Raw genomic sequence first — 11,330 nt, 5'->3', positions numbered from 1 at the left:
CTTATTCGGCGCCGACGGCGCGTGCCAGTTTGCCCAGCGTCTGCAGGCCAAGCTCGACCGCGCCGAAACCCTTGGCGTCCCGGTACTCCTGCGCAGTGGCAAAGACCATGCCTAGCGTCACCCGGGTCGCCCCGCCGATGTCGTCGAACATGGCCCAGGCATCGGCGTGTTTCGGACCGTTCTCGCCCCAGTGCAGCGTGTAGTCGAGCCTCGACTCGGGGATCACTGCGCCGTACTTGTGGTGGTTCGGAAAGACCGTGCCATCCGGCGCGATCATGTCGAACACCCAATCGCCGCCGCCCCGTAGGTCGATGCGGGTGGTGCGACAGGAAAAGCCGTCCGGGCCCCACCATTTCGGCAGGCTCTCCGCGTTCATCCAGGCGCCCCAGACCACCGGCACGGGGGCCCTGATGACACGCTGGATCACCATCGTGCGCTCGGCCACGGCGGCAAGGTTCTGCATCCCCGCATCGAAGCCCTGCCGGTAGCCTTGAGCCATGTCCTCGGCCAGGGATGACAACTGCACTGTCACGACGATCCGGCTTCCATCCGCCTCGGCGCTGAACTCGGCGGTCGCCAAAGCCACCGAAAGGTTCCGGCCTTCGCGCGAGACGACCTCATAGCCCACGGTCCGCGCTTCGGGGACCAGGTCCAGCCACCCGGCCTCGACCCGGATATCCGGCTCACCCGCCACCTTGCAGAGCGAGACCTCGCGGCCCCCGACCCTCAAGTCGGCCTCCAGAAACTCCACCGTCACCGAAGGCGCAGGCGCGGCCCAGACCGCGCGGGCGGCAGGAGAGGTCCAGGCGGCATAGAGCGTTGCGACCGGGGCCGCGACGCGACGCTCGAAGGTCAAGGTTGCGAAACGGTCGCCCACCGTATCCCGGCTCATTTCTTCAGACCCTGGGCGTACTCTTCAAGCTGGGTGACCACGGTGCCCCAGCCGTCGTAGAAGCCCATGTCCTTGTGCGCCTTGGCAGTATCCGCGTTGCGGTGGCGCGCGATGGCTGTGTATTTCGTCCGCCCGTTCCCGATGTCCTCGAAAGTCAGTATCGCGGTCATGAAGGGTTCGGGCGCGGGCTTCCAGCCTTCGGTGTAAGCATCGGTAAAAACAAGCTTTTCGTTTGGAACGACTTCCAGATAGACGCCGTTGTTCTGCATCTCGTTGCCTTCGACATTGAAGGTCGTGTTGCACTTGCCACCGGGGCGGACATCAAGTTCGCAGGCTGTGACCTTGTGCGGCTTTGGCACGAACCAATGAACAAGGTGTTCGGGCGTGGTCCAGCACATGTAGAGGATTTCGCGCGGGGCATTCACCTCGCGGGTGAGGACGAGGTCCAGCTCGGGGTCAAGTTCGGCGTTCATTTCTCGCGCTCCTTCATCAGGTTCATCACGTAGTCGTCAAGGCGGTCCAGCCGCGCCTCCCACAACTTGCGCTGGTCTTCCAGCCAGTCGGTCATCGGCCGCAAGGCCGCTGGCTGGAAAGCGCAGGACCGGACGCGGCCGTCTTTCTGGGTCGCGACCAGCCCTGCCTCTTGCAGCACCGACAGATGGCGCAGGACCGTCGGAAGCCTGAACCCTGAAAGCCCGGCAAGTTCCGTCACCGCTGCGGGCCCCTTGGCCAGCCGGTTCAGCATCATGCGCCGTGTCGGATCGGACAGGGCGTGGAACAGCAGGTCGAGGTGGGGATCATGCTTAGCCATATCGCTAACTATACACCTGCCCGCGAGTCGGGGAAGCAGAAAGTTAGCCAGATTGCGAAGTTTCTTGCCTTCTGGATTTCCCGACAAGTGATTTTCGGCTTTGCTTGAAATTCTACCGCTGTTTCCTTTGCCCCTGCCCCCGCCCTCGCCTATTGTGTGCCACAGCATACAAAGCGGCCCCGGGGCCACACGGAGGGACACATGGCAGACCGTCTGGATCGAGCGGGGCTGAAGGTGGACGCGGTGATGGCCCGTTTCATCGAGGACGAGGCCTTGCCCGGCACCGGGATCGAGACCGGGGCATTCTGGTCAGGGTTTGCGAACCTGCTGGCCGATTTCGCGCCACAGAACCGGGCGCTGCTTGCGAAACGGGATGAGTTGCAGTCGAAGATCGACGCCTGGCACATCGCGCGGCGCGGCCAGCCGCATGACCATGCGGCCTACAAGGCCTTCCTGGCCGAGATCGGCTATCTTCTTCCCGAAGGACCGGCCTTCAGCATCGAAACGACGAACGTGGACCCCGAGGTTGCCAAGGTTCCGGGTCCGCAATTGGTGGTTCCGGTCACGAACGCCCGCTACGCCCTGAACGCGGCGAATGCCCGTTGGGGAAGCCTCTATGACTGCCTCTACGGGACGGACGCGATGGGGTCCTTGCCCCCCTCGGGCGGCTATGAGCGGGGCCGGGGTGCGCGCGTTGTGGCGCGGTCGCGGGTCTTCCTGGACGAGGCGTTTCCGATTGTCGGGACCTCTCATGCCGATGTGCGCCGCTATGTTGTGAAGGACGGGGCCCTTCTGGTTGACGACCTGCCCCTGGTGGACCCTTCGAAGTTCGCGGGCTACCGGGGCAATCCCAGGGCGCCGGACTCGGTGCTGCTGCAGAACAACGGGTTGCATGTCGAGTTGGTCTTCGACCGGGCGCATTTCATCGGCTCACGCGACCAGGCCCTCTTGGCCGATGTCCAGCTGGAAAGCGCGTTGACCGCCATCATGGACTGCGAGGATTCGGTCGCCTGTGTGGATGCCGAGGACAAGATCGGGGCCTACCGGAATTGGCTGGGGCTGATGAAGGGCACGCTGTCGGAGAGCTTCGAGAAAGCCGGCAAGCGGGTCGAGCGACGGCTGAATGGCGACCGGGAGTTCCTGGACCCCAATGGCTCGCCCTTCACCCTGAAGGGCCGCGCCCTGATGTGGGTGCGGAACGTGGGCCACCTGATGACGAACCCGGCGATCCTGTTGCCGGATGGGTCGGAGGTCCCGGAGGGCCTGATGGACGCGATGGTGACGGTGGCCATCGCGCTGCATGACCTGCGGAAGACCGAGGGGATGCGGAACTCGGTCCTGGGGTCGGTCTATGTGGTGAAGCCCAAGATGCACGGGCCCGAGGAAGTGGCCTTCGCCGACGCCGTGATGGCGCGGGTGGAGGAGGTGCTGGGGCTGCCCAAGGCCACGGTGAAGTTGGGGATCATGGACGAGGAGCGGCGGACCTCTGTCAACCTGAAGGAGTGCATCCGGGCGGCGAAAGGGCGGGTGGCGTTCATCAATACGGGCTTCCTGGATCGCACTGGGGATGAGATTCATACCTCGATGGAGGCGGGGGCGTTCAGCCGGAAGGACTTCATCAAGCGGAAGTCCTGGATCACGGCCTATGAGAACCTGAACGTGGATATCGGGCTGGAGTGCGGGTTGTCGGGCCGCGCCCAGATCGGCAAGGGGATGTGGGCGATGCCCGACCTGATGGCGGCGATGCTGGACGAGAAGATCGCCCATCCCCGCGCGGGGGCGAATACGGCCTGGGTGCCCTCCCCCACGGCCGCGACCCTGCATGCGCTCCACTACCACAAGGTCGACGTCTTCGCGGTGCAGGCCCGGCTGGCCAAGGGCGGACGGCGGGCGCATGTGGACGGGATCTTGGATATCCCGCTGGCAAGCTTCCAGGCCTGGAACCGGGCTCAGGTCACGCGGGAGGTCGAGAACAACGCCCAAGGAATCCTTGGCTATGTGGTGCGCTGGATCGACCAGGGGGTGGGCTGTTCCAAGGTGCCGGACGTGAACGACGTGGGGCTGATGGAGGACCGGGCGACCTGCCGGATCTCGGCCCAGCACATCGCGAACTGGCTGCATCATGGGGTGGTCAGCGAGGCCGAGGTGATGGAGGCGATGCGGAAGATGGCGGCCGTGGTGGACCGGCAGAATGCGGGAGACCCCCTTTATCGTCCGATGGCCCCGGCGTTCCAGGGGGCGGCGTTCCAGGCGGCATGTGACCTGGTCTTCAAGGGGCGGGAGCAGCCTTCGGGGTACACCGAGCCCCTGCTCCACGCCTGGCGGCTGCGGGTGAAGGCGGGGTAGTGTCCACGGTGGACAAACGCTGATGGTCTTTTGGATTCAATGGGTTGGTCGCGGGCGTTAGGGATTTCTTAACACCTCCTTTTCGGGCTGGTTGGGGCAGTTTTCAGATTGAGCGCTGACGCGCGAAGTCCGTTTGTCTCGTCGTCGGGGCTAGCGCCCTCCTCCTCGGGCGCTCGGGGGCGCTTCGCCCCCCGAACCCCCAGAGAGTATTTGGAAATGGGCAAGTCAGCGGTCAGGGGCGGTCGGTTGGCGCCTGCCCGAGGACCCCAACCTGACGGGCGCGGTTCGGGCGGAGGTAGGCCTAGTTCAGAAGCGCGGCGGGGACGCACATGGCAAGGCCCGCGAGGGCGGCACAGAGGAAGGTGCTGGCGATGTAGTGGCCGAGCGTGAGGTTGAGGATCACCACGGCTCCGGCGACCGAGGAGGCCCAGAGCGCGATGAGCCAGAGGCGGGGATGGGGGAACATGTCGGGTCTCCGGTTCGGGGATATGGGATAGCCGCAGGGCGGCGCGGAAGGTTCCCGGAGAGAGTGACAGAGGGAGGCTGGGAGCGTAGTTTCAAGCGGGCACAAAGGTGCCGGGAAGTACTGCGCGCCATAAAGGTGGACCAATGTGGAGAATGCAGAATTCGAAGCCAGGGCGCGGCCTCGCACAACCACAGAGACAGTAGATTTCGGAGAGTTCAGCGTCACCGCTTCAATTTCGATCAGGTTGGATCGTCTTCCGCCCGCACTCCTCGGGGCTGTCTTCGTGGAAGCACGAGAGGGTCTGGGATACTGGGAGTTCGTCGACCTGGACACCGATCTGGGGAGGCTCCTGATCGGGCAGGAGCAGCATCGTGACCTAGGCGCGGTCCTATGGGGTGAGAGAAATCTCACTCCCGATGAGGTGAAGCACGTTTGCGATGGACTGTTCGGAACCGGTGTTCAGGTAATGAACCCGGAGACAGGAGAAGTCTGGTAGCAACAGTAAGGACAGGCGCGCTTTCTGACGTCTACTCGCGCAAGATCTGGAAGGTATGGCCCAAAGCACCTGGTGCCTGCTTCGCCTGTGGAACTTTGGACGCGAACCGCAGGGTTTCGAACTGTATCCACCGTTCGATGCGCATGTGACGCTGACGGCGACCACGTTCTAGGCGAGTCTTCGCTGAAATGTGGCGCGAAGAACGGTGCGCTGTAGCGCACCCTACGAGGGGCGTCGCGATGTGCGTCTTAGCCCGCGTCCAGGCCGATGGCATGGACCCTCTGGTTCAGGTCGCCGAGCGCTTTCTGCACCGCCCGGTGCCGCGCCACGCGGTTCAACGCGGCAAGGGCCTCGGCCCGGATGGTAATGTGGAAGTGGCTTTCGCCCGTCCCGTCATCCCCCGTGTGACCGGCGTGCTTGTGGCTTTCGTTCACCACCTCCAGCACCGAAGGGTGAAAGGCGGCGGTCAGGCGGTCCTCGATTTCCTCTTTCACGGCCATGTCAGTATCCCCTGCCCTTCCAACTTCCGGGAAAAGCCCTAAGCTTATGCGCCCGAGTCGGAAAGGCCCTTGCAGCATGTCCAGTCGTCCGCCCTTCGAGTTCAACATCAGCGCTGCGGCGGCCAAGAAACGCAAGACGGCGGGTCGGCGGGGGATGTCGGGGGCGTTCGAGACGGCGGACCGGCCCTGCGATTATCCGGGCTGCAAGGACAAGGCGGCCTTCCGGGCGCCGAAATCGCCGGACCAGCTGGATGAGTTCTTCTGGTTCTGTAAGGAACACATCCGCGAGTACAATTTGAAGTGGAATTTCTTCCAGGGGACCACGGACGAGGAGTTCCAGAAGTTCCTGGACAAGAACCGGGTCTGGGAGCGGGAGACGAAGCCCTTCAGCCGGCAGGGCGATGGGAATGCCTGGGCTCGGCTGGGGGTGAATGACCCGATGTCCCTTCTGGGCGAGAAGGCGACGCAGAACCCGGGGCGGGTGCAGTCGACCGCGACGCGCAAGCTGCCACCGACCGAGCGGAAGGCGATCGAGATCCTCGATGCGCGCGACACGATGTCGAAGACCGAGATCCGCAAGGTCTACAAGGGACTGATCAAGGTGCTGCATCCCGACATGAACGGCGGCGACCGCAGTCACGAGGAACAGCTGCAAGAGGTCGTCTGGGCCTGGGACCAGCTGAAGGACAGCCGGTATTTCCGGGAGTGAGGGTGGCGAATTGCGGCGCGGGATTGTCGTGAGCCGCCCTTCCCCTTGAACCCCCTCGCGTTATGTTCCAAGGATGGCGGGCCGGTGCAATGGGGCGCGGGCAGCGAAAGATGGACTTCTCGACATGCTGGATCAGGTGATGAAACCGACCGAGGAAATCTCGGTCCGCGATGTGTTCGGGATCGACACCGACATGCGTGTAAAGGGCTTCGCCGACCGCACCGACCGCGTGCCCGAGATCGATTCGACCTACAAGTTCGACCCGGACACGACCTTGGCGATCCTCGCGGGCTTTGCCTATAACCGCCGGGTGATGATCCAGGGCTATCACGGGACGGGGAAGTCGACGCATATCGAGCAGGTTGCGGCGCGGCTGAACTGGCCCTGCGTGCGGGTGAACCTGGACAGCCACATCAGCCGGATCGACCTGATCGGCAAAGACGCGATCAAGCTGCGGGACGGCAAGCAGGTGACCGAGTTCCACGAGGGCATCCTGCCCTGGGCGCTGCGGAACCCCGTTGCCATCGTGTTCGACGAATATGATGCAGGCCGGGCGGACGTGATGTTTGTCATCCAGCGGGTGCTGGAGCATGACGGGAAGCTGACGCTTCTGGACCAGAACGAGATCATCACTCCCAACCCCTATTTCCGGCTGTTTGCCACGTCAAACACGGTGGGTCTGGGGGATACGACGGGCCTCTATCACGGGGTCCAGCAGATCAACCAGGCGCAGATGGACCGCTGGAGTCTGGTGGCAACGCTCAACTATCTGAGCCATGACGCGGAGACGGCCATCGTGCTGGCGAAGAACCCGCATTACAACACGGACAAGGGCCGGAAGACGATTTCGCAGATGGTGACCGTGGCGGACCTGACGCGGACGGCCTTCATGGCGGGCGATCTGTCGACGGTGATGAGCCCCCGGACCGTGCTGAACTGGGCGCAAAACGCCGAGATCTTCCGCAACGTGGGCTATGCCTTCCGGCTGACCTTCCTGAACAAGTGCGACGAGCTGGAGCGCCAGACCGTGGCCGAGTTCTACCAGCGCTGCTTTGCCGAGGAACTGCCGGAGAGCGCGGCAAGCATGGCGATGAAGTGATGCGGGCTGGGCGGGCCTTCGGGTTTGCCCTTTCATTTCTAATCTATGCGGGGTCGGCAGGTGCGCAGGGAACGCATGAGCCGCTGCTTTCTTGCGCGGCAGAATTCCAGGCACGGGCGATCTACGCTGAATCACTCGGTCTGGCCGATGCTGGTCACATCTCGTTCCTGATGGGACGGTCTGAGATCTTCTTGAGCCTCGCAGAAGCTATCGGTCCCAGGGAGACGATCTCATGCCCTGGTGACCGCGGTCCGGTCATTGATCTTGTAATCTGTCTGGGCCCGAAGGACCTGAGTGCAGATCGATCCGCTCTTGTCTCCGAGCGCTTGATCGAACTGGCGAATGCAAACGGCGGAAACCTTCGGCTCGAGGCATGTATGGTTGACGAGACCTGCGCCGAGTGCATGCGGCTTTTCAATAGGATGGTGAGAGAGCGTTCTCCGCTGGCCCGGGACACAACTCCGCCCTGAAAAGGCAAGCAGACCGACCAACGGGCCGCAAAAGTTTTCATTCCGCCTTGAAAATGCGCGATTCTGCGGGCCTCATGCTGAAATGGCGCGCGGTTTGGAAACTTTTCTGGCCGTCCTTGTGCTCGGGGTATCCCCTGCCCCCGGAGCGGCCGGTCCCCTGTTGCGTGAGTTTGCGGTCTGCGCCGGACGGCTTTCGGCCGTCATGGAAGACCAGTGGATGTTTGACGGTCCTGCCTCTGAGCAGACGGCGGAGGAGCTTCACGCCATGGTGTCGCTGATCGAGGCCTCGATGCCGGAAGGGTCGGGTCAGCAGGTCATGGCCTGGCGGATCGATGCCAAGGTGGCGCAGCGGGCCTTGCTGGCGCAGGCGCGGTTCGGGGGTGACCCTCGGGTGGCCGAAACGGCAGCGGCCAGAGCCGAAGCCCTGGCCGCGAGTTGTCGTGGTATGGTCCTGAGTTAGCCCAAGGGCTTAGCCACGGGCCGCCTTGGTGGCCTTGGCCCACCAGACGACGTCATCGAGCATGGCTTTTGCCGACGGCGCGATCGAGCCTTCGATGTCGCCAAGGTTGCCCGAGCCGCCAAAGCCCGGATGCACGCGGAAAAAGTCGCCGCCGCCGATGCGAACGTTGTTGCGGGTGGGGACCATCTGCAGTTCGACGCCGATGTTCTGCAGGTGACCCAGCGCATTGGCACCGCCCATCGAGCCGTAGGACACCGCGCCGAACGGCTTCCGCGCCCATTCGACATAGGCCTGGTCCAGCGCGTTCTTCAGCGCCGCGGTGATCGAGCGGTTGTATTCGGCGACGACAAAGATGTAGCCGTCAAATTCTCCCACTTTCTTCTGCCAGGCGACAGCGGCCGCATCCTGCGAGGGCGCCCAGGCGTTCGAGGCAACCTCGGCGAAGAAGGGAAGCTTGTGGTCGCGCAGGTCCACGACCTCGACGTCGATGTCACCGCGCGCCTCGGCCTGGGCCTTGATCCAGGCGGTCGGGATATCGGCAAAGCGGGTCGGGCGGGTCGACGACACGATGATCGCGATTTTCGGGTTGGCCATGACAGGGTCCTTGGGTTGGAATTCGGTGCTCCGTTATCTGTGGTTGTGACCGGTCCTGCCAAGTCCGCGCGCCCGCGCCGGTTCTGTGCATTGGCGCACGAGTCAGGGTTCGAAGTACGGCCCGCCCTCGGCCGCAAGCGCCTGATACCAGCACATCTTGCCGGTGCCGGTCAGGATCTCGTCGATCTCTTCCTGTGTGGCGGGGACGCCCTCCTCGTAGCTTGCGGCGCGGTAGAAGAGGAGTTCCCTGGCAAAGCGGTCGCCAAGGGTCTTGGCATCCGCAGGCGTGGACTTCGCGGCGATGAGACCGGAGAAGAAGACAAGCCAATCGGCGCGGTTCGCGACGACATCGCCCTTCGGGTCGCCTTCGATCTCGCTGACCGTATAGGCAAGGCAGGTGATCGCGCTGTCTAGGTCGAAGTCCGGAAGCGGGTCCGCCGTCTGGGCGTGCAATGGTAGGGCGGTCAGGATCAGCAGGGCTGCGGCGCGCATCGGTCTCTCCATCCTTGGAGGCGGATCCTTAGCGTGGCACGCGCGGCCCGCACAGTCGGCTTTTCCTGCCCGTGCCGCGCTGGCGGGCTTGCCGAGGCCCGGGCGGGGTGCTTTATCTTCGATATGAACAAGCCCACCGACAACCCCGCTGATCCGTTCAAGAAGGCCCTGGCCGAGGCCACCCGCACCATGGCGGATGACCCGGAGATGACGGTCACCTATTCCGTCGATCCCGCGGGGATGAACAAGGAGGGCGTGCGCCTGCCGCAGGTCTCGCGCCGGATGACGCGGGACGAGGTTCTGCTGGCGCGCGGGACGGCGGATGCCTTTGCGCTGCGGCGGAAGTACCATGACGACGGGGTGGCGGCGAAGTACGCGCCGACCGGCCCCCTGGCGCGCGACATCTTCGAGGCGATGGAGAACGCGCGCTGCGAGGCGGTGGGTGCCCGCGACATGCCGGGGACGGCGGGCAACATCGACGCGAAGATCGCGAACGAGGCGGATCGCAAGGGCTATGGTCAGGTGACAGCCGCCTCCGAGGTGCCCTTGCCGGTGGCGGCGGGCTATCTGGTGCGGCAGATGGCGACGGGGCGGGCCTTGCCGAAGGCGGCGGAGCATGCTGCCGATTTATGGCGCGGCTTTGTGGAGGAGCAGGCGGGCGAGACCTTGTCGAACCTCGACCATGTGCTGGCGGATCAGGCGGCCTTCGCTCGGCTGGCGCGGAAGGTGATCGCGGACCTCGGGTACGGCGACCAGTTGGGCGATGACCCGGATGCGCCCGAGGATGCGGGCGACGACCAAGCGGAAGAGGATCAGGATTCGCCTGATTCCGCTGGCGAGGAGCAGGACGAGTCGGAGGACACCGAGGCCTCACCCGAGCGGTCTCAGGAGGAACAGCAGGACCAGAACCAGGCGCAGGTCACGATGGAGGACAGCGCCGACATGGAACAGGGCGACGAAGCGGAGCTGCCCGAAGGCGAGGCGCCGCTGGAGCCTCCGCCGCCTGCGCCGCATTCGGATGCCGACCCGAACTATGCCGTGTATACGACTGATTTCGATGAGGAAATCAAGGCCGAGGAGCTGGCCGAACCGGCCGAGCTGGAGCGCCTGCGGGCCTATCTGGACCAGCAGCTGGAGCCATTGAAGGGCGCGGTTTCGCGGCTGGCGAACAAGCTTCAGCGGCGCTTGCAGGCGCAACAGAACCGGAGCTGGGAGTTCGACAAGGAGGAGGGCATCCTCGACGCCGGACGGCTGGCGCGGGTGGTGGCGAACCCGACGACTCCACTGAGTTTCAAGTGGGAGAAGGACACCGAGTTCCGCGATACGGTGGTGACGCTTCTCTTGGACAACTCGGGTTCGATGCGCGGGCGGCCGATTTCCATCGCGGCGATTTGCGCGGATGTACTGGCGCGGACCCTGGAACGCTGCAATGTGAAGGTGGAGATCCTGGGCTTTACCACGCGGGCCTGGAAGGGCGGGCAATCTCGCGAGCGCTGGCTGGCGCAGGGGCGGCCGCAGATGCCGGGGCGGCTGAACGATTTGCGGCACATCGTCTACAAGTCGGCGGACGCCCCCTGGCGGCGGGTGCGGCCGAACCTTGGGCTGATGATGAAAGAGGGGCTCTTGAAGGAGAACATCGACGGCGAGGCGCTGGAATGGGCGCACCGCCGGGTGATGGCGCGGCCCGAGCAGCGGAAGATCATGATGGTGATCTCGGACGGCGCGCCGGTTGACGATTCAACTTTGTCCGTCAACCCCGCGAATTACCTGGAAAAACACCTGCGCGACGTGATCGCGATGGTCGAGCGGCGGCGGGCGGTGGAGCTGATCGCGATCGGGATCGGGCATGACGTGACGCGATACTATCAGCGGGCGGTGACGATAACCGATGTCGAACAGCTGGCGGGGGCGATGACCGAGCAGCTGGCCTCGTTGTTCGAGGTAGACCCGAAGAAGCGGGCGCGCGCGCTGGGGATGCGGCGGGCGAGCTGAAGC

The 11,330-nt window shown here is 64.3% G+C and carries 12 protein-coding genes; 5 read left to right on the top strand and 7 right to left on the bottom strand.

Features of this window, described 5'->3' with window-relative positions; all coding sequences use genetic code 11:
• Window position 1: 1 nt before the first annotated feature.
• Genes AC2EAL_RS11440 through AC2EAL_RS11430 form a run of 3 tightly spaced genes read right to left on the bottom strand, consistent with a single transcriptional unit; the run spans window position 2 to window position 1,703 of the window.
• Window positions 2-892, bottom strand: a complete 891-nt coding sequence (locus AC2EAL_RS11440; RefSeq protein ID WP_484724343.1) for an SRPBCC domain-containing protein — start codon at window positions 890-892, stop codon at window positions 2-4.
• A complete protein-coding gene (locus AC2EAL_RS11435; RefSeq protein ID WP_484724342.1) occupies window positions 889-1,365 on the bottom strand; it encodes an SRPBCC family protein in 477 nt (158 codons plus the stop codon). Before AC2EAL_RS11435 ends, AC2EAL_RS11440 begins: the two co-directional genes overlap by 4 nt.
• On the bottom strand, window positions 1,362-1,703 hold the full coding sequence (locus tag AC2EAL_RS11430) for an ArsR/SmtB family transcription factor (RefSeq protein ID WP_484724341.1): 342 nt from the start codon (window positions 1,701-1,703) through the stop codon (window positions 1,362-1,364). The genes AC2EAL_RS11435 and AC2EAL_RS11430 overlap by 4 nt, the downstream gene beginning before the upstream one ends.
• A 201-nt stretch (window positions 1,704-1,904) precedes the next feature.
• Here AC2EAL_RS11430 and AC2EAL_RS11425 point away from each other — a divergent pair, with 201 nt between their 5' ends.
• Window positions 1,905-4,049, top strand: a complete 2,145-nt coding sequence (locus AC2EAL_RS11425) for a malate synthase G (protein ID WP_484724340.1) — start codon at window positions 1,905-1,907, stop codon at window positions 4,047-4,049.
• Window positions 4,050-4,350: 301 nt separating this feature from the next.
• On the opposite strand, the gene AC2EAL_RS11420 is transcribed toward AC2EAL_RS11425, so the two are convergent.
• On the bottom strand, window positions 4,351-4,515 hold the full coding sequence (locus AC2EAL_RS11420; RefSeq protein ID WP_484724339.1) for a hypothetical protein: 165 nt from the start codon (window positions 4,513-4,515) through the stop codon (window positions 4,351-4,353).
• Window positions 4,516-5,259: 744 nt separating this feature from the next.
• Window positions 5,260-5,511 carry a BolA family protein gene (locus tag AC2EAL_RS11415; protein ID WP_484724338.1) on the bottom strand — a complete coding sequence of 84 codons (252 nt, stop codon included), beginning with the start codon at window positions 5,509-5,511 and terminating at the stop codon, window positions 5,260-5,262.
• A gap of 76 nt (window positions 5,512-5,587) precedes the next feature.
• Here AC2EAL_RS11415 and AC2EAL_RS11410 point away from each other — a divergent pair, with 76 nt between their 5' ends.
• The 3 genes from AC2EAL_RS11410 to AC2EAL_RS11400 all read left to right on the top strand — a co-directional run bounded on the left by AC2EAL_RS11410 (window position 5,588) and on the right by AC2EAL_RS11400 (window position 8,249).
• Window positions 5,588-6,220, top strand: coding sequence for a DnaJ domain-containing protein (locus tag AC2EAL_RS11410; protein WP_484724337.1), 633 nt, complete (start codon window positions 5,588-5,590; stop codon window positions 6,218-6,220).
• 124 nt (window positions 6,221-6,344) lie between these two features.
• Window positions 6,345-7,319, top strand: a complete 975-nt coding sequence (gene cobS, locus AC2EAL_RS11405; RefSeq protein ID WP_484724336.1) for a cobaltochelatase subunit CobS — start codon at window positions 6,345-6,347, stop codon at window positions 7,317-7,319.
• Between the two features lie 552 nt (window positions 7,320-7,871).
• Window positions 7,872-8,249, top strand: a complete 378-nt coding sequence (locus AC2EAL_RS11400) for a hypothetical protein (protein ID WP_484724335.1) — start codon at window positions 7,872-7,874, stop codon at window positions 8,247-8,249.
• 9 nt (window positions 8,250-8,258) lie between these two features.
• Here AC2EAL_RS11400 and AC2EAL_RS11395 read toward each other — a convergent pair whose 3' ends face one another.
• Entirely contained in the window at window positions 8,259-8,843 is a 585-nt protein-coding gene (locus AC2EAL_RS11395; RefSeq protein ID WP_484724334.1) for an NADPH-dependent FMN reductase, read from the bottom strand.
• 102 nt (window positions 8,844-8,945) lie between these two features.
• Window positions 8,946-9,335 carry a hypothetical protein gene (locus AC2EAL_RS11390; protein ID WP_484724333.1) on the bottom strand — a complete coding sequence of 130 codons (390 nt, stop codon included), beginning with the start codon at window positions 9,333-9,335 and terminating at the stop codon, window positions 8,946-8,948.
• A 123-nt stretch (window positions 9,336-9,458) separates the two neighbouring features.
• On the opposite strand from AC2EAL_RS11390, the gene cobT reads away from it, so the two are divergent.
• Window positions 9,459-11,327 (top strand): cobaltochelatase subunit CobT, encoded by a 1,869-nt coding sequence (gene cobT / locus AC2EAL_RS11385; RefSeq protein WP_484724332.1) that lies wholly within the window; start codon window positions 9,459-9,461, stop codon window positions 11,325-11,327.
• Window positions 11,328-11,330: the final 3 nt, after the last annotated feature.

Source organism: Tabrizicola sp. T74, from assembly GCF_057219935.1.
Note: the sequence above shows the minus strand (reverse complement) of the source record. Positions and strands in the feature narration are given on the sequence as shown.